This window comes from Streptomyces sp. NPDC052225 (genome assembly GCF_040679615.1).
In the GTDB taxonomy this organism is placed as follows: domain Bacteria; phylum Actinomycetota; class Actinomycetes; order Streptomycetales; family Streptomycetaceae; genus Streptomyces.
Window position 1 is genome coordinate 589730 of record NZ_JBFAVD010000001.1, and the last position, 17854, is coordinate 607583.

Genomic DNA, 17854 nt, shown 5'->3' on the forward strand with positions numbered 1-17854 from the left:
AATCGCTGGGGGCATGACAAGTGATGCCAGTAAGGCCACTGACCGGAATCCGCCCCCCGCGCCCGCCGCGGCCGGATCCGACGAGGAGCGGCTCGCGCAGCTCGGCTACACGCAGGTGCTGGCGCGCCGGATGTCGGCGTTCTCCAACTACGCCGTCTCGTTCACGATCATCTCGGTCCTCTCCGGATGTCTGACGCTGTACTTGTTCGGCATGAACACCGGCGGGCCCGCCGTCATCACCTGGGGCTGGGTGGCGGTCGGCCTGATGACGCTGTTCGTCGGTCTGTCGATGGCCGAGATCTGCTCGGCGTACCCGACGTCCGCGGGCCTCTACTTCTGGGCCCACCGGCTCGCCCCGCCGCGCTCGGCGGCCGCGTGGGCGTGGTTCACCGGCTGGTTCAACGTCCTCGGGCAGGTCGCGGTGACCGCCGGCATCGACTTCGGCGCGGCGTCCTTCCTCGGCGCGTACCTGAACCTCCAGTTCGACTTCGAGGTGACGCCCGGCCGCACGATCCTGCTCTTCGCCGGGATCCTCGTCCTGCACGGCCTGCTCAACACCTTCGGCGTCCGCATCGTCGCCTTCCTCAACTCCGTCAGCGTGTGGTGGCACGTGCTCGGCGTCGCCGTGATCGTCGGCGCGCTCGCCTTCGTCCCCGACCACCACCAGTCGGCGTCGTTCGTCTTCGGTGAGTTCGTGAACAACACGGGCTGGGGCAGCGGCCCGTACGTCGTCCTCATCGGCCTGCTCATGGCCCAGTACACCTTCACCGGCTACGACGCCTCCGCCCACATGACGGAAGAGACGCACGACGCGTCGACGGCCGGGCCCAAGGGCATCGTCCGCTCCATCTGGACGTCGTGGATCGCGGGCTTCGTCCTGCTCCTCGGCTTCACGTTCGCGATCCAGTCGTACGACGGTGCGCTCGGCTCGGCGACGGGGGCGCCGCCGGCGCAGATCCTCCTCGACGCGCTCGGCGCGACGGCCGGCAAGCTGCTGCTCCTCGTCGTCATCGGCGCCCAGCTCTTCTGCGGCATGGCCTCCGTGACCGCCAACTCCCGCATGATCTACGCCTTCTCGCGCGACGGGGCGCTCCCCCTCTCCGGCGTCTGGCGCTCGGTCAGCCCGCGCACCCGCACCCCCGTCGCGGCGGTCTGGCTCGCGGCGGCGGGCGCGCTGGTCCTCGGCCTGCCGTACCTCATCAACGTCACGGCGTACGCGGCCGTCACCTCGATCGCGGTCATCGGCCTCTACATCGCGTACGTCATCCCGACCCTGCTGCGGCTGCGCAAGGGGGACTCCTTCGAGCGCGGGCCGTGGCACCTGGGCCGCTGGTCGACGGTGATCGGCGTGGTGTCGGTGACCTGGGTGGCCGTCATCACCGTCCTCTTCATGCTGCCGCAGGTCTCCCCGGTCACCTGGGAGACCTTCAACTACGCCCCGGTCGCGGTCCTCGTCGTCCTGGGCTTCGCGGGAGCCTGGTGGGGCATCTCGGCCCGCCACTGGTTCCTGCGCTGATGCTCCGCACCCCCGGGATCCCGATACCCGATCGGAGTCCCGGGCCCGGCGGGCTATGCTCGGGGGTGCGTCGGCTCCGGCCGGCGTGTGGACCCTTAGCTCAATTGGCAGAGCAGTGGACTTTTAATCCATTGGTTGTGGGTTCGAGTCCCACAGGGTCTACCGACTCGGAAGCGCTCTCACCTGCGGCGAAAGCTGTGGGGCGGGGGCGCTTTCGTGTGTGCGGGGCGTGGGTGACCGGTTGCCCGCCCGCTGCTCGCCCGAGGGGCGGACGATCAGGCTCGGCTGGGTCTGGTGGCGGGGCGGCGCGTGTCTGCCGTCGGTGCGCGGGGTTCTGCGTGGGCATGCGTCGAAGGCGGCGGCGCTTTCCGGCCGACTACATGGCCTTCACGGAGACCTATGACGCAGGTGACATCAACCTACGGACAGCGATCCGGACCGCTGGCCGGAGTTCGTCTGCGGGCGCCATACGAACCCCGCCTTCCAGGTGCTGGGCGCGCATTCCGCATCCTCGAACGCGCGTACCGGGATCGAGTGCGCTCCGGCCGCACCATCGGGTGAACATCCCTTATCTGCAAGCGAGTTGAATATCCCGCGGTCATAGGTTCCGGCTCGGAGGTGATGCTCGATGGACGAGCACGAGAACCAGCAGGGACAGAGCACGCGGCGGGACGCGATCGAGATCGGGGACTTCGTCTACGCGGCCACGGGCGCGCGGGTGAGGCGGCTGACGATGCCGGACGGGACGCACTGGTTTCCGGCGGTCGACGTGTGCAAGCACCTGGGGTACGCCCACGTGGGATCCGCTCTGCGCCGCATTGCGGACGCGCAGAATTTCGGAAGCGTCGAGAGTGTGCTTCTGAGGCACAGTCTCAGCGTTCCCGCAGGTCGGGACTGGCGACGAGACATGAACCTCGTCAATCTCAGTGGCCTGATCCGTTTGATCAACGGCTGTACGAAGCCAGAGTGTGCGCCCTTCAAACTCTGGGTCGCCGAGGTCATCGAGACGATCCAGCGCACCGGTTCCTACGAGCTCGAACCGGCTCCGGCGCCCGTCGCGGCGACAGGGACGGCGACCGCCTACGTCATGCCGCAACAAGTCATCGACGCGATCGTGCGGCTGGAGGAGAGGAACATCCGCCTGGACGAGGAGGCGGCGGTACGGGAGGCGGAGCGGAATCGGCTGCTGGCCGAGCATGCCGGGCTGCTGCACCGGATCGCGGACACCGTGGACCATCTCGCCGAACGGCTGGCCGGCCCCGGGGAGGAGAGGGGCGCGCCGCGTATGTCGGCGCGGGAACTTCTTGCCCGCTGGCAGGCGAAGAATCTCGTCGTCACCGCCGACGTGCACGCCGTGGCGGCCTACCTCGCCCCGGCTCTCCTGCGGGGCGGCGCCGCGTACCGGTTCGAGGAGATCGCGGAACGGACCGGGCTGACTGTCTCCCGGGTCCACGACAGCGTGCGCATGCTGTTGAAGCGGGGCTGTATGCGCCAGGTCGAGTGCGGTACGGGTGAGGTGCCGAGGTACGAGTTGTCGTAGCGCCGTCCGTACGACGCAAAGGGCCCGAAGTCGCAAGCAGAAGTTGCGGCTTCGGGCCCGTCGTACGTTAGCGGGTCAGGCGCCCTGGATGCGGCCCAATCCCCGGATGAAGGACCCGAACGTGTCCGGGGTGACGGTGAAGGCGCCGCCGGCGGGGTTCTTCGAGTCGCGGACGGCCACGCGGGCGGTGAGGGCGGCCACCTCTACGCACTGGCCGCCGGTGTCGCCGCTGTAGCTCGACTTACGCCACGTCACGCTCGTCAGGCTCTGGTCGGTCTCCATACTGCTCCTCCATCACGCGCGTGATCAGTGCGGCCGAATCCTCCAGGGAGTGGGCGGCTGCCTGCAAGTGAGCGTAACGAAGCAGGCTCTCCTTGACCTTCTCGGGGTGCGCGGTCATGTGTCCCTGGACGAAGTCCTCGGTGTAGATGAGGTCGGGGTCGGCGTCGAAGCGCAGGCTGGTGAACGAGCCCATGAGGCCCGGGTGTTGGCCCGCCGTGTACGGCAGGATCTGGAGGTTCACCCACCGGCTCTCCCGGAAGCTCAGCAGGTGCGCGAGCTGGTCCCGCATCACCTTTCGGCCGCCGATCTCCTGGTGCAGCACCGCCTCGCTGAGCACGATCCACATCAGCGGCGGGTCCTCGCGCAGCAGGATGCGCTGGCGTTCCATGCGGGCCTCCACCCGCGCGTCGAGGTTCTCCTCGGTGAGCACTCCGAGCACCGCCCGCGCATACGCGTCGGTCTGGAGCAGCCCGTCCACCAACTGCGCCTGGAACGTGGAGATGTACGCGGCCTTCGCCTCCATCTCCGCGTACTGCTGGAACCAGGAGGGGAGTTGGGAGCGCAGGACGAGTCCCATGAGCCGGGACAGCTGGCCGTCCGAGCCCAGCGCCGCGTCGGCCCGCTCAGCGAACTCCCGCGTCGGGACCTTTCGGGCCGTCTCGATCTGGCCCACCAGGGAGCCGGTGCAGAAGATGCAGGAGCCGAGCTGCCCCTGGTTCATGCCCGCGGCCTCGCGCAGTCGGCGCAGTTCGGCGCCGAAGTAGTCGAGAGGGGAAGCGGTCGGGTCGAGGTCACGGATGTTCGGCATGGCGTTGGTGCCTCCAACTCCCCGCAGAGTCAGTCTCGTTCAGTAACTGAGAGTAGAGGGCGCGTTGCGCTCCGGTGAGGTCAATTGCGGAAAGTCCGCTGCGCCCTTGCGGGTGCGCGCTAGCTTGGAAGTGCGGACGCCCCAGCCCCGGCCCTCTCCGTGGAGACCCGTTTCGCGCAACAGAGGCCCTGCGCACGTCGAGTACGACCGATGCCGGAGGAGATGGGGCCCGTGCGCCCGCATCCCGAGTTCCCGGGGCGCCCCGCACTGTTCAGGATCATCGACATGAGCGGCGTCACGTTCATGGACTGCCGCGGCCGGCACGGACGGGTGCGGCTCGTGCGCGGGCCGGTCAGCACGGACCTGGTGCTGCGGGCGAGCGGGCTCGCGCCCCGTTTCCCCTGGTACGCCTCCGCGCAGGACGCCTGGCGGAACATCCCGTCGTGCGCAAGCCGCCCGGAGCGCGCCGGACCGTACGGTTCGGCATAGCCTTCGTCCTGTGTGCCCTGGGCACCACGCCCCTGACGGAACGAGGACAGGTGATCAGCGACGGCATGGCGGAGGTCCTGCGTTCGCTGCGTCATCCGCAGGACGGCAACGTGCTGGCACGGGCGTGCGTACGGGCTCTCGACGTCACCGGGGTCTCGATGTCCCTGCTGGTCGGTGAGACCCCGCAGCTGGAGCTGCTGTGGTTCCACCCCGTGCTGAGCCGGCGCTTCGAGGACCTTCAGCTCACGCTCGGCGAAGGGCCGGGGCCGGACGCCGTGCGCACGGGTCTGGCCGTGCACGCGCCGGATCTGCGCCGCGTGCGGCCGGACCGGTGGCCGCTGCTCGTGCCCTCCGCCGAGGAGCTGGGGGTCGGCGGGGTGAGCTGTTTCCCGCTGGGCGTCGGTGCCGTACGCCTCGGGGTGCTGACCGTGCTGTGCGACGGGCGCGGTCTGTCGGAGCAGCAGCAGGTCGACGCCACCGTCCTGGCCGCGGCTCTGACCAGCGGGGCGCTCAACAGCGCCGACGGCAGCGGCGCCGTCGACGGCTACGGGGTGCACGAGGAGCGGGGCGGTCTGCACCGGGCCGCCGTGCACCAGGCGACGGGAATGATCAGCGTGCAACTGAACGTGCCGATGGCGCAGGCGATGCTGCGGCTGCGCGCCCATTCCTACGCAAGCGGCCGCCCGCTGGGCGAGGTGGCAGCCGATGTGGTCGCCCGCAGGCTGCGTTTCAGCAACGATGGAGACGACATGACCGGGCCGTACTCGCCCGACGGTGGAAAGGGATGATCGGCATGGCCCGCGAACGACGTCTCGCTGAAGTGTTCGTCGAGGTGGCTGACTCCCTCATCGACGACTTCGACGTCATCGACCTGTTGCAGCGCCTGACGACCCGCTGCGTGGAACTGCTCGACGTCTCGGCCGCGGGCATCATGCTCGCCGACGTGCGCGGCGAGCTCCAGATCGTGGCCGCCTCCGACGAGGAGTCCCGGCTCCTCGAACTCTTCGCGCTCCAGCACCATCAGGGGCCGTGCGTGGAGTGCTACCGCTCGGCACGCGCCCGTACGAACATCGACCTCACAGGCCCGGAGGCGACAGCGGCCTGGCCCCACTTCGCACCGCGGGCCCGTGCCGCCGGCTATGTCGTCTCCCACGCCCTGCCGCTGCGGCTGCGGCAGCGGGTCATCGGGGCGCTGAACCTCTTCCAGACCACGCCGCAGCCGCTCGGCGAGAACGACATCGCGCTCGCGCAGGCCCTCGCCGACGTCTCCACCATCGCCATCCTCCAGCAGCGCACGCTGGAGCAGGCGTACGTGGAGAAGAGCCAGGTGGAGGGCGCCCTGACCAGCAGGGTGCTGATCGAGCAGGTGAAGGGGGTGCTGGCCGAGCGGTGGAACGTCTCGGTGGACGAGGCCTTCGCCGCCTTCCGCCGGTACGCGCGCACCCATCATCTGCGCCTCGCCCAGTTCGCGTCCCAGATCATCGACGGCTCCTTCGACACCGCGGACCTGCCTGCGCCCGTGGTGCCCGCCGACGGCGGGGAGCCGGGCCCGCTTCACGACTGACGCGGGGGCCGGGCGGACGGCAGGGCGTGGCGAAGCACCCGGCCCCACGAGGTTGCCGGGGAGGAGGTGGAGCACCGGGCCGCCCTCGATGTTCGCCGATCCCTGGATCTGGCGCAGGTACCACTCGCCCCGGCTCTCCCCCTCGACGCGCTCCTCGGTGAAGGTCTGCACGGGCCCGCGAGCAGCGGGAACAGGACGTAGTCCTTGGCTGCCTGCCGAACGGCCTTGGCCGCCATGGCCGTGGTGTCCCCGACCAGGTCCCGTACGCCCTTGCGGCCCGCCCGCACCGCGTCCGCCTCCAGGTCGTACCGGGCGATGCCCCACTCGAAGACGGGCGCGAGCAGGGCCGCGTAGAGGGGCTGGAGGAGGTGGACCGGTCGCCGAGCGCGGCGAACCGGGTGCGCGCGTCGTCGGACATGCCCAGCGCCACCTCGGGCTGCCCCGTGAACGTATGGAGCAGGCCGCGGTTCATCGTGAGGTACGCCTGCGCCGACGCGTCGTCGAACCGCTCCGCCAACTCCCGGGAGGGGCGCGCGAGTTCGAGATGTGGCACCGGCGGCTGTTCGCCGGCGCCATGACCGACGTACGCTCCGCCGGGCGGTGATCGACGGCGGGGGGTGCGGGCCGATGGGCGGGGCGGGCGAGGTGGCACTGGCCGTCCTGGTGGCGGTCGCCGGGTGCGCGCAGTGGCTGACCGGCATGGGCTTCGCGCTGATCGCCGCGCCCGCCCTGGTGCTGCTCCTCGGTCCGGCCGACGGGGTCCTGCTCGCCAACTGCGGCGCGGGCCTGGTCAGTTGTGCGGGCCTCGCGGGCGGCCGGCAGCGGGTGCGGCTGCGGGCGATGCTGCCGTTCGTCGGGGCATCCGTGTGCACGGTGCCCGTCGGGACGTGGGCGGCGGCCCGGCTCCCCGAACCCGTCCTGATGATCGTCCTCGGCGCGATCGTGTGCCTCGCCGTCGCCCTGGTCGCCCGCGGCCTGCGGCTGCCCGCGCTCGGCGGCACCGGGGGAGCGGTCGCCGCCGGGGGTGCGGGCGGCTTCATGAACGCGGCCGCCGGGGTCGGCGGCCCGCCGATGTCGCTGTACGGCGTCAACGCGGGCTGGACCATGCGGGAGTTCGTGCCGAACGCGCAGTTCTACGGGGTCGTCGTCAACGCCGTCTCGGTCGCATCGGGCGGCCTGCCCGCCCTCGACCGCACCACATGGTGGACGGCGGCCGGCGCCCTGACCGCCGGTGCCCTCGTCGGCCGCGCCCTCGCGGGCCGCGTCCCCGACCGCGGCCTGCGCGGCCTGATCCTCGGCCTCGCCCTGGTCGGCGGCTGCGTGGCGGTGGCCAAGGGGCTGTGGGGCCTGTGAGGGCCTGTGCCCGAGCCCCGGCCCCCGGCCGCTTTAAGCAATCTTGACGCGCCCTCCGCTCCCGACCGGCGCAACAGATCCTGCGGTGACGCTCCGTACAGGTCAGGCTCTAAGCGACCGAACCGGAGGTGTTGCATGGCAGCGGGCCCGCGGACGCGACGCGTTCTTCTGGGGATGCTCGTCCCCGTCCTGGCGTTGGTGGCGACGGCCTGCGGCACGTCCGGCGGGTCCACCGCCGCCGATGTCGCCGCGCACCCCGACCCCCGCCCCTCCGGCGGCCCCTTCACGCACCCCGGTGTCCTCGTCGACAAGGCGCAGCTGACCGCGGCCCGCGACCACGTCGCCCGCAAGGAAGAGCCGTGGCTGTCGGCGTACAAGGAGATGAGCACCAGCAAGTACGCCGACCTCGACTACAAGGCGAAGCCGTACGACGTGGTGGAGTGCCCGTTCGACACCCGGCCCGGGCAGGGCTGCGTCGAGGAGCGCGAGGACGCCATCGCCGCCTACACGCAGGCCCTCCTGTGGAACGTCACCGGCAAGAAGGCCCACGCCGACAAGGCCGTGCAGATCATGGACGCCTGGTCGGACACCGTGAAGGACCACACCGAGGGCAACGCCGGACTCCAGGCCGCCTGGGCCGCCACCTCCTGGGCGAAGGCCGCCGAGCTGATGCAGTACACGTACGACGGCTGGCCGGACGGCGAGGAGCTCAAGTTCCAGCGGATGCTGCGGGAGACCTACCTGCCGGTGGTCGAGGCGGGCTCCGCCGACTTCAACGGCAACTGGGACCTGCTCATGGCCGACGCGACCATGAGCATGGCCGTCTACCTCAACGACCAGGCCGCCTTCGACAAGGCCGTCGGTCACTTCCGTACGCGCGTGCCCGCCTACTTCTACCTGGAGTCGGACGGCCCGCTGCCCGTGAAACCGGCAGGCAGCGACATCGACACCCCGGCCGAGCTGCGCACGTACTGGTTCGGGCAGTCGACGTTCAAGGACGGCCTCGCCCAGGAGACCTGCCGCAACTTCAAGCACGCCAGCTACTCCCTGGCCGCCACCTCGCACATGGCCGAGACCGCCTGGCACCAGGGCGTCGACCTGTACGGCGAGGTGCGCGACCGGCTCGCCGCCGCCCTCGAATTCCACTCGAAGTACCAGCTGGGCGCCGCCGCCCCCGCGTGGCTGTGCGGCGGGAAGGTGCAGCGCGACATGGGACCCGACACGGAGGTGGGGCTCAGCCACCTCCAGGGACGGCTGAAGATGGATCTCCCGGAGACGTCGAAACTGACACGCGAGCGGCGGCCCGAGGGCACCGACGACCTGTTCGTGGCGTGGGAGACCCTCACCCATGCGCAGTCCGCGTGAGCCCACCGATACGGATTCGCCTCGCTGCTCCTGATGGCGTACTGTTGCATTCAACGGCGCGGGGTGGAGCAGCTCGGTAGCTCGCTGGGCTCATAACCCAGAGGTCGCAGGTTCAAATCCTGTCCCCGCTACTGAAGAACCGGGCCCGGAATCTTTCGAGATTCCGGGCCCGGTTTGTTTTTGCCCCTCGCTCATCACGCGTCGTAGTGTCGTGCGCACCATGAGTGACGTGCGGCGAGGGCGGGTGCGGGCGGCGGCGCTGGCCGTGCTGCTCGCCCTGTGCGCACTGTTCCTCTCCGGCTCCTGTCACGAGGGGTTCGACACCGGCGCCGTCGCCCACCACGACCACCATCAGTGCGCCCCCGCGGAGCAGCACGTCGCCGCGGCGCAGCCGTCCGGCGACAGGGAGCGCGGCGGCGGGCCCTGTGTCGAGGAGCGCGGTGACGCTCCCCGGCCTTTGGTGGCGTACGGCACCGCTCCCCGGCCGCGCGGCGCCCCGCCGCCCATCGCGGCGGGCCACCGTCTTCTCATCGCCCTGGGTGTCGACCGGAACTGAGGCGCGCCCGCCTCAGCACCTCCGAACGACGGATCACCCGATGGGAAGGGCCACCACCCATGCTCGGAAAGCTTCAGCCCACGGCCGCACCGGCCGCCGTGGGGAACACGCCCGTGCTCGCGATCGACGGCTACTGGGCCAAACTCGAAGGCTTCAACTTCGGCGGCATCAAGGACCGTGCCGCCCTCCACATGGTCGAAAGGGCGCGGGAACGGGGGGAGTTGAGGCCCGGCGGCGCCGTCGTCGAGTCGACCTCCGGCACTCTCGGGCTCGGGCTCGCGCTCGCCGGCGTGCACTACGGGCACCCCGTGCACGTGGTCACCGACCCCGGACTCGAACCCCTCGTGGAGCGCATGCTGACCGCGCACGGCGCCCGCGTCCACGTCGTCGACGCCCCGCATCCGGTCGGCGGCTGGCAGCAGGCGCGGGTCGAGCGGGTCGCCGAACTGATGGAGCGGATGCCCGGATCGTGGTGCCCGAACCAGTACCACAACCCCGACAACCCGGGCGCGTACACCGGTCTCGCAGCCGAACTCGCCGAGCAGCTCGGGCAGTTCGACGTCCTGGTGTGCGCGGTGGGGACCGGCGGGCACTCGGCGGGGCTCGCGCGGGCGCTGCGCGGGCGGCACCGGATGCCCGGCCTTGAGCTGGTCGGCGTCGACTCCGTCGCCTCGACCATCTTCGGGCTGCCCGCGGGCCCCCGCCTGATGCGCGGGCTCGGCTCGTCCATCCACCCCGCGAACGTCGACCACGCCGCCTTCGACGAGGTGCACTGGGTCGGCCCGGCCGAAGCGGTGCGCAGCGCACGGGAGCTGGCGGGGCGGCAGTTCGCGACCGGCGGCTGGAGCGTGGGCGCGGTGGCGCTCGTCGCCGGGTGGCTGGCGCGGACCCGGCCGGCCGGGACACGGATCGTGGCCGTCTTCCCCGACGGGCCGCAGCGCTACTTCGACACCGTCTTCAACGACGAGTACTGCGCGCGACACGGGCTCCTGGACGCGCCGGTGCCGGACGCGCCGCGGGAGGTCGCGGGCCCTGAGCCGGGGATCACCGCGTGGTCGTACGCGGTGCGCTGCCGCACGGCGGGGGTGCGCTGATGGCCGCCGCGGGTACGCACGTCCTCGTCCGCACACGGAAGTTCGACCCGGCCGTACGGCTGCTCTTCGTCAACCAGTTCTCCATCAACCTCGGCTTCTACATGCTGATGCCGTACCTCGCGGCACACCTGTCGGGCCGGCTCTCCCTCGCGGCCTGGGCCGTCGGGCTCGTGCTCGGCGTACGGAACCTGTCGCAGCAGGGGATGTTCCTGGTCGGCGGTGCGCTCGCGGACCGGCTCGGGTTCAAGCCGATGATCGTCGCCGGGTGCGCGCTGCGGACGCTCGGCTTCGGCGCGCTCGCCTTCGCGGACACGCTGCCGGTCCTCATCGGGGCGTCCGTCGCGACCGGGCTCGCGGGCGCGCTGTTCAATCCGGCGGTACGGGCGTACGTCGCCGGGGAGGCCGGAGAGGAACGCCGCGTGGAGGCGTTCGCCCTGTTCAACGTCTACTACCAGGCGGGGATCCTGCTCGGGCCGCTCGTCGGGCTCGCCCTGACCGGCGTCGACTTCCGGCTGACGTGCGCGGTGTCGGCCGCCCTGTTCGCGGTGCTGTCCGTGGTGCAGACGGTGCGGCTGCCCGCGCGCCACCGCACGGCGGTGCCCGAGGCGGACGGCGACGGCAAGGGGCAGTGGGCGACCGTCCTCGGCAACCGCGCCTTCTGGCTGTTCTCACTGGCGATGACATCCTCGTACGTCCTGTCCTTCCAGATCTATCTCGCGCTGCCGCTCACCGTGGAACGCCTGGTCGGCGGCGGTACGGCCGGGCAGGTCGCGACCAGCGCGCTGTTCGTGGCGTCGGGGCTCGTGGCGCTCGCCGGGCAGTTGCGGATCACCGACTGGTGCCGGCGGACCTGGAGCCGCGAACAGTGCCTGGTCGCCGGGCTCGGGCTGATGGGCGCGGCGTTCCTGGTGCCGGCGGCGGGCGGCACCGGGTGGGTCGGCGTGGCCGGGCTCCTGCTCTGCGCGGCGGGCCTCGCCGCGGCGACGGCGGTGCTCTACCCGTTCGAGATGGACACGGTCGTCTCCCTGGCCCGGGGCCGCTGGGTCGCCACGCATTACGGGCTCTACAACACGGTGTGCGGGGTGGGGATCACGGTGGGGAATCTGGGGGTGGGGGCGCTGATGGGGTCGGGGGCGGTGTGGTGGGTGCTTGCGGGGGTGGGCGGCCTGGGGGCCGTGACCCTGCGCCGTCTCGCCCGGGTCACGGGGCTCCGCCCCGGGCCCCGCTCCTCAATCGCCGGAGGGGCTTGAAGAGAAAGGGGGGTAACCCATACGGCCCACCCTGCTAGCCCCCGCCCCGCACCCCGGGAAACCTTGGTGAGACGCCCGGAGAGCGGGCGCGGAGCCGGTAGGAGACGTGGTGGGGCAGCGCGGAGGAGGCAGGCACAGATACGCGTCGGACACCGGCGCCACCCGTGCCTTCCTGCGACTGCTCCCCGTCCTGCTCATCGTCTGCGGCGCGGCCTACGAGTACTTCACCCCGTCGGGGTTCTCCGGCGCGCCCCTGTTCAGCGCGGCGCCCCTGGTCGCCGCCCCGTTCTTCTCGCTGCGCGGCACACTCGTGGCCGGACTCGTCTCGATCGCCGCGATCGTCGCCGTCCACCTCAGATACACGGGCGAGTTCGGCTCCGACGTCATCACGGAGATCGCCACCGTGGCCACCGTGTGCGCCCTCGCCTGCTTCATCAACCGGATCGTGCGGCGCAGCGACGAACAGCTGGCGTCCGCGCGGCAGATCGCCGAGGCCGCGCAGCTCGCCGTGCTGCCCGTGCCCGCGGGCCGGATCGGCGGGCTCGCCATCGCCGCGCGGTACGAGGCCGCGCAGGCCGGGGCGTTCATCGGCGGGGACCTGTACGCCGTGCAGGACACCCCGCACGGTGTCCGGATCGTCGTCGGTGACGTACGCGGCAAGGGGATGGGTGCGGTCGCCGCCGTCGCCGTGGTGATCGGCGCGTTCCGGGAGGCCGCCGAGCAGGAGGGCAGCCTGGAGGCGGTCGCCCAGCGCCTGGAGCGGGCGCTCGCGCGCGAGGGCACCCGGCGCAGCGGCATCGACGACTTCGAGGGATTCACCACGGCCGTGCTCGCCGAGATCCCGCACGGCGGCGGCTTCGACAGGGTCGTCCGCATCCTCAACCGCGGCCACCCCGAACCCATCGTGCTGCTCGGCGACGGCACCGTACGCGTCATCGGACCCGACGAGGCGGCGCTCCCGCTCGGCATGAGCGAACTCGGCAGCTGGCCCGACCGGGCCACCGAGGCGGGCTTCCCGGCGGGCGCCACTCTGCTGCTCTACACCGACGGGCTCTCCGAGGCGCGCGACGCGGACGGCGTCTTCTACGATCCGGCGGCCCGCCTCGCCGGGCGCATCTTCCCCGGACCCGAGGAACTCCTCGCGGCGCTCTCGGAGGAGGTGCGCGCGCACACCGGGGGCGGCGCGACCGACGACATGGCACTGCTCGCCGTACGACGGCCGTGACTCTCCGCGCTCTCCGCATAACAATTGACACACCGTCAGCTGAAGGGCGTGTTCGCGCGGTCGGCCAAGTCGACCCGTTCCGCCCGGTCTTCGGCCGTTAAGTCCAGGCCAAAGAAGTGAACGATCAGTGGGAACGGCTTGGAATTAGTGTCGGCTGTCTATTAACGTTCGATAACGCAGCGCGGTCGTCCCAGCCGTCACAAGAGATGGCTCCGTGCGCACACGCCTAATCCCGAAAGGGAGCCGGGGAACCACCAACTTGGGGTGAATCGGACGTACTTCACGTCCGTAGGAGACCTTCCTGCTCCGAACCCGTCAGCTAACCCGGTAGGCGAGAAGGAAGGAAAGGAGAGCGCCTTCGTGGCGTCGAACCGTCCTGCCCCCGAGTTCTTGCATGCCTCCACCGACGGTGACTTCGGTGCCGAGAGTGTCGCGCAGGAGAACTGGGAGGAGTGGAACCCCACCGAGGAGTCCGTCCGCCCCGTCCGCGGCAAGCACCGCGTCGCCCGGCAGCGCGGAGGCCTCGCGCGCAGCTCCACGGTCCTCGGCGTCGGCGTGATCGCCGCCGTCGGCGCGGGCGGCATCGCCACCGCGCAGGGCGGCAAGCCCGCGGTCCAGATCTCCATGCCCGACCTGTCGGCCGTCAAGGACTCCCTGCCGGAGGCCAAGTCGCTGCCCGGCGTGGGCGCGCTGATATCCGACGACTCGGACGGAGCCCCCGCCGCCGCGGCCGCCCCGCTCACCACCATGGGCACCGGCAGCGGCCAGACCGACGCAGGCGAGACGCTGCGCGCCCGCATCATGCAGCAGGCCGAGACGCAGCAGGACGCCGCCGACGCCGCCGAGAAGCAGGCCGCCGAAGAGGCAGCCGCGCAGAAGGCCGCCGAGGAAGCCGCCGCGAAGCAGAAGGCCGCCGAGACCAAGGCCGCCGCCGAGAAGAAGGCGGCCGAGGAGGAGGCGCGCAAGAAGGCCGAGGCCGAGCGCCTCGCCAAGCTCGCCAAGAGCTACAAGATCCCGGTCGCCTCGTACACGATCACCGGCACGTTCGGGCAGCCCGGCGCCATGTGGTCGTCCGGCTACCACACGGGCCTGGACTTCGCCGCTCCCACGGGTACCCCGATCTACGCCATCCACTCCGGCACCGTCACCGAGGCCGGCTGGAACACCGCGTACGGCTACCGCACGGTCATCACCCTCGACGACGGCACCGAGCTGTGGTTCTGCCACCAGTCGTCGATGAACGTCACGGTGGGCCAGAAGGTCTCCACCGGCGACGTCATCGGCCGCGTGGGCGCCACCGGCAACGTCACGGGACCGCACCTCCACCTGGAGGTCCACCCCGGCGGGCAGGCCACCGGCATCGACCCGGCCGCCTGGCTGCGCGACAAGGGCCTCACTCCCTGAGAGCCCGCCTTGTGACCCCGGCGGTCCTGGCGGCAACCCCCCGACGTCAGGGCTGCCGGTTTTACCCACCTTTGGCGGGCTGACCTCGCTGTCTACGGAATACCGCATTCTGTACGTCTGTTGAGCCGACACATGACTTCTCTTCGCAAGCTCGGCTCCTCGGACCTCGAGGTCTTCCCGCTCTCCCTCGGCGGCAACGTCTTCGGCTGGACCGCCGACGAGGCCACCTCGTTCGCGGTGCTCGACGCGTACGTCGCCGGGGGCGGCAACTTCATCGACACCGCGGACTCGTACTCGGCCTGGGTCGAGGGCAACGAGGGCGGCGAGTCGGAGACCATCATCGGCAAGTGGCTGGCGTCCCGCGGCAACCGCGACGACGTCGTCGTGGCCACCAAGGTCGCCCGCCACCCCGACTTCCAGGGCCTGCGCGGCGCGAACATCAAGGCCGCCGCCGACGCCTCCCTCAAGCGCCTGGGCACCGACCACATCGACCTGTACTACACGCACTTCGACGACGACGAGACGATCCCGGTCGAGGAGATCATCGGCGCGCTCGACGAGCTGGTGAAGGCCGGCAAGGTGCGCAACATCGCCGCCTCGAACATCTCGCCCGCGCGCCTCCAGGAGTCCCTCGACTTCTCCGACCGCGAGGGCGTGGCCCGCTACGTCGCCATCCAGCCGCACTACAACCTCGTCTCGCGCGACACGTACGAGGGCGAGCGCCAGGACATCGCCTCGCGCGCCGGCCTCGGCGCCGTCCCCTACTACGCGCTCGCCTCCGGCTTCCTGACCGGCAAGTACCGTCCGGGCGCCACCGTCGACAGCGCGCGGGCCGCCGGCGCCGGCCGGCACCTGGAGACCGAGCGCGGCCGCAAGGTGCTCGCCGCCCTCGACGAGGTCGCGCAGGCCCACGACGCCGAGATCGCCACGGTCGCCCTCGCCTGGCTCGCCGCCCAGCCCACCGTGGCCGCGCCGATCGCCTCGGCCCGCGTCGTGGAGCAGCTCCCGGCGCTGCTCGCGGTGGCGGACCTGGAGCTGACGGAGGCCGAGATCCGGAAGCTGACGGCCGCGTCCGCCTGATTCAGTACCGGTAGGGGTTGTACGCGGGTCCCTGCGCGAACGGCGGGCCCGCGTACACCGGCGGCAGCCACATCGGGGCCGCCGCCCGCGACCCGTACGCGAGCGCGGCCCGCGCATAGCCGCGCCGCTCCCACAGCGCGTCCAGCAACTCCCGCTCCCGTACGACGAAATCGGCGCCGGCCCGGCCCTTGCGGCCGCGGTGCCGGAGCAGCGCGAGCGAGGTCGCGTACGACTCGTACTCGGCGACCGCCGTGGCCGCCGGCTTGCCGCCGTAGTGCGCCGCGTACTCCCGCGCCAGGCGCCGCGCCTTGAGCGAGCCGAGCGCGAACGGCTCGGGCGGCGCCAGCCAGCCCGCCGCCACGTACGCGGGCAGCTCCTGCCGCACGGTGCGCAGCTCGCGCTGCCGTACGAAGACCGCGAGCCAGGTCAGCAGGCCGAACACCGGCACCATGAACGCCGCGTACACCGCGAAGAACCCGTACTCGCCGAGCGACGACGAGCCGTTCCAGAAGGCGTGCATGCCCATCGCGGCGAGCAGCCCGCCGAGCGGGAGCAGCAGGCGGCGGGCGCGGCCGCGGTCGGGCGCCGTGACGGCGGCGATCCCGAAGCCGATGCCGGTGAGCACCGTGAACAGCGGGTGCGCGAACGGCGACATGACGATGCGGACGAAGAACGTGGCGGCGGTGACCGAGCTGAGGCCGGGTCCTGTGCCCGTGAGCTGGTCGGTGCCGAAGGCGTTGCCGAGATAGAGGATGTTCTCGGTGAACGCGAAGCCGGTCGCGGTGACGCCGGCGATGACGACCCCGTCGACGATCCCGTGGAAGTCCCGTCTGCGGAAGAGGAAGACGAGCAGCACCGCCGCCGCCTTCGCGGACTCCTCGACGATCGGGGCGATCACCGTCGCGCCGAGGGTGTCGGCGCGGGACGGGTCGGCGGTGGCGGTCTCGATCCACCGGGTCGCGAAACTGTTCGCGACGATCGCTATCAGGGCCGCCGCGCAGGCGCCCCAGGCGAAGGAGAAGATCACGTTCCGCCAGGGCCCGGGCCGCACCCGGTCCAGCCAGCGGAACGCGGCTATGAGCAGCGGGACGGGCAGCACGGCCAGCCCGAGCCCCACCAGGAACCCTTCGGTGCCGGTCTGTTCGCGGACCAGCGCCAGGATCACGACCCCGGAGAGCGCCAGCAGCGTCGCGAGCGCCGTGACCCGTACGCCCTTCCGCTCCCACCACCGCGGATGCGGGACCGCGCCGACGGGGACCGCGCCGGGGGCGGGGTCCTGGTGGTGCGGATAGGTGGGATACGGGTCCACGGATTGACCCTAACGAGGGATACGGGGCGCCGCGACGGGGCGTCCGGCCGCCCCGACCCCGCGGTGCCTCAGCGGCGCCGGAACAGCAGGTCGTGCACTACGTGCTGCTTGTCCAGACCCTTGCCCTCGAAACGGGTCAGCGGGCGGAAATCGGGGCGCGGCGCATATCCGCCGTCCTCGATGGTGTTCTCGTAGTCGGGGTGCGCGGTGAGGACCTCGAGCATCTGCTCGGCGTAGTCCTCCCAGTCCGTCGCGCAGTGCACCAGCGCGCCCGGCTTGAGCGGCCCGGCCACCAGCGAGAGGAACTCCGGCTGGATCAGGCGCCGCTTGACGTGACGCTTCTTGGGCCAGGGGTCGGGGAAGTAGACGCGCAGCCCGTCGAGGCAGTCGTCCGGGAGCATCGAGCGCAGCAGGATGATCGCGTCGCCGTTCGCCACCCGCACGTTGGTCAGGCCGTTCTGGTCCGCGAGGTTCAGGAGGTTGCCCTGGCCCGGGGTGTGCACGTCGACGGCGAGGATGCCGGTCGTCGGGTCGTCGGCCGCCATCTGCACGGTCGCCTCGCCCATGCCGAAGCCGATCTCCAGGACGATCCGCTCGACGCCGGAGAACGTCCCGGGCAGGTCGAGGACCCGCTGCCCGTCGATGTCCATGCCCCACTTGGGCCACAGCCGCTGCAACGCGTCGGCCTGCGCTGCCGTGACCCGGCTGCGACGCGGCTGAAAACTCCGGATCCGCCGCTCGAAATGCGACCCGGCAGGATCGGGCTTGGGCCCGTCGGGGAACCGGGGTTCGTTGGGACGGACGGGAACGGGGCCCCGCTCGGCGGCGGGGGCTTCAGGTGACTCAGACACAGTGCGGCCAATTTTACGGGGACCCGCAAATCAGCCCCTCCCGGAGCCAAGACCGGTCCGCAAATCAAGCGCCTCCGGCGGGGAAGGAGTGCTGGTCCGTAAGTCGAGCGCCTCCGGCGGGGAAGGAGTGCTGGTCCGTAAGTCGAGCGCCTCCGGCGGGGAAGGAGT

Annotated in this window: 17 protein-coding genes, 2 tRNA genes and 1 riboswitch; of the genes, 15 read left to right on the forward strand and 4 right to left on the reverse strand. The window is 71.3% G+C overall.

Going from position 1 to position 17854, the window contains the following annotated elements; all coding sequences use genetic code 11:
- Positions 1 to 13 precede the first annotated feature (13 nt).
- From AB0L37_RS02930 to AB0L37_RS02940, 3 genes are all read left to right on the forward strand, one after another.
- Complete coding sequence (locus AB0L37_RS02930; protein ID WP_365499065.1) at positions 14 to 1516, forward strand: amino acid permease; 1503 nt, start codon at positions 14 to 16, stop codon at positions 1514 to 1516.
- Between the two features lie 89 nt (positions 1517 to 1605).
- Positions 1606 to 1678, forward strand: a tRNA-Lys gene (locus tag AB0L37_RS02935).
- Between the two features lie 466 nt (positions 1679 to 2144).
- A complete protein-coding gene (locus AB0L37_RS02940; RefSeq protein ID WP_365499068.1) occupies positions 2145 to 3056 on the forward strand; it encodes a Bro-N domain-containing protein in 912 nt (303 codons plus the stop codon).
- 75 nt (positions 3057 to 3131) lie between these two features.
- On the opposite strand, the gene AB0L37_RS02945 is transcribed toward AB0L37_RS02940, so the two are convergent.
- Both AB0L37_RS02945 and AB0L37_RS02950 read right to left on the reverse strand, forming a co-directional pair.
- A complete protein-coding gene (locus AB0L37_RS02945) occupies positions 3132 to 3338 on the reverse strand; it encodes a DUF397 domain-containing protein (protein ID WP_365499071.1) in 207 nt (68 codons plus the stop codon).
- Positions 3298 to 4146: a helix-turn-helix transcriptional regulator gene (locus AB0L37_RS02950; protein WP_365499074.1), complete on the reverse strand. Its 849-nt coding sequence runs from the start codon at positions 4144 to 4146 to the stop codon at positions 3298 to 3300. Before AB0L37_RS02950 ends, AB0L37_RS02945 begins: the two co-directional genes overlap by 41 nt.
- A 231-nt stretch (positions 4147 to 4377) precedes the next feature.
- On the opposite strand from AB0L37_RS02950, the gene AB0L37_RS02955 reads away from it, so the two are divergent.
- From AB0L37_RS02955 to AB0L37_RS03010, 12 genes are all read left to right on the forward strand, one after another.
- A complete protein-coding gene (locus AB0L37_RS02955; RefSeq protein ID WP_365499077.1) occupies positions 4378 to 4635 on the forward strand; it encodes a hypothetical protein in 258 nt (85 codons plus the stop codon).
- On the forward strand, positions 4590 to 5423 hold the full coding sequence (locus AB0L37_RS02960) for an ANTAR domain-containing protein (protein WP_365499080.1): 834 nt from the start codon (positions 4590 to 4592) through the stop codon (positions 5421 to 5423). The genes AB0L37_RS02955 and AB0L37_RS02960 overlap by 46 nt, the downstream gene beginning before the upstream one ends.
- Before the next feature lie 5 nt (positions 5424 to 5428).
- Positions 5429 to 6199 carry a GAF and ANTAR domain-containing protein gene (locus AB0L37_RS02965; protein WP_365499083.1) on the forward strand — a complete coding sequence of 257 codons (771 nt, stop codon included), beginning with the start codon at positions 5429 to 5431 and terminating at the stop codon, positions 6197 to 6199.
- Between the two features lie 627 nt (positions 6200 to 6826).
- Positions 6827 to 7552 carry a sulfite exporter TauE/SafE family protein gene (locus AB0L37_RS02970; RefSeq protein ID WP_365499197.1) on the forward strand — a complete coding sequence of 242 codons (726 nt, stop codon included), beginning with the start codon at positions 6827 to 6829 and terminating at the stop codon, positions 7550 to 7552.
- 135 nt (positions 7553 to 7687) lie between these two features.
- Positions 7688 to 8917 (forward strand): alginate lyase family protein, encoded by a 1230-nt coding sequence (locus AB0L37_RS02975; protein WP_365499086.1) that lies wholly within the window; start codon positions 7688 to 7690, stop codon positions 8915 to 8917.
- 57 nt (positions 8918 to 8974) lie between these two features.
- Positions 8975 to 9048 (forward strand) — tRNA-Met (locus AB0L37_RS02980).
- Between the two features lie 89 nt (positions 9049 to 9137).
- Positions 9138 to 9473, forward strand: a complete 336-nt coding sequence (locus tag AB0L37_RS02985; RefSeq protein ID WP_365499089.1) for a hypothetical protein — start codon at positions 9138 to 9140, stop codon at positions 9471 to 9473.
- Between the two features lie 59 nt (positions 9474 to 9532).
- The gene (locus AB0L37_RS02990) at positions 9533 to 10567 is read left to right on the forward strand and encodes a PLP-dependent cysteine synthase family protein (protein ID WP_365499092.1); all 1035 of its coding nucleotides are present in this window, start codon (positions 9533 to 9535) and stop codon (positions 10565 to 10567) included.
- On the forward strand, positions 10567 to 11817 hold the full coding sequence (locus AB0L37_RS02995) for an MFS transporter (protein ID WP_365499200.1): 1251 nt from the start codon (positions 10567 to 10569) through the stop codon (positions 11815 to 11817). Before AB0L37_RS02990 ends, AB0L37_RS02995 begins: the two co-directional genes overlap by 1 nt.
- Before the next feature lie 109 nt (positions 11818 to 11926).
- A complete protein-coding gene (locus tag AB0L37_RS03000; protein ID WP_365499095.1) occupies positions 11927 to 13042 on the forward strand; it encodes a PP2C family protein-serine/threonine phosphatase in 1116 nt (371 codons plus the stop codon).
- A gap of 213 nt (positions 13043 to 13255) precedes the next feature.
- A riboswitch (cyclic di-AMP (ydaO/yuaA leader) is annotated at positions 13256 to 13391 on the forward strand.
- Positions 13392 to 13432: 41 nt separating this feature from the next.
- Positions 13433 to 14446 carry a M23 family metallopeptidase gene (locus AB0L37_RS03005; RefSeq protein ID WP_365499202.1) on the forward strand — a complete coding sequence of 338 codons (1014 nt, stop codon included), beginning with the start codon at positions 13433 to 13435 and terminating at the stop codon, positions 14444 to 14446.
- Positions 14447 to 14578: 132 nt separating this feature from the next.
- Positions 14579 to 15526: an aldo/keto reductase gene (locus AB0L37_RS03010; protein ID WP_365499098.1), complete on the forward strand. Its 948-nt coding sequence runs from the start codon at positions 14579 to 14581 to the stop codon at positions 15524 to 15526.
- A gap of 1 nt (position 15527) precedes the next feature.
- On the opposite strand, the gene AB0L37_RS03015 is transcribed toward AB0L37_RS03010, so the two are convergent.
- Together AB0L37_RS03015 and trmB are read right to left on the reverse strand one after the other, a co-directional pair.
- Positions 15528 to 16835 carry a PrsW family intramembrane metalloprotease gene (locus AB0L37_RS03015; RefSeq protein WP_365499101.1) on the reverse strand — a complete coding sequence of 436 codons (1308 nt, stop codon included), beginning with the start codon at positions 16833 to 16835 and terminating at the stop codon, positions 15528 to 15530.
- A 68-nt stretch (positions 16836 to 16903) separates the two neighbouring features.
- Entirely contained in the window at positions 16904 to 17686 is a 783-nt protein-coding gene (trmB, locus tag AB0L37_RS03020; protein WP_365499104.1) for a tRNA (guanosine(46)-N7)-methyltransferase TrmB, read from the reverse strand.
- Positions 17687 to 17854 lie beyond the last annotated feature (168 nt).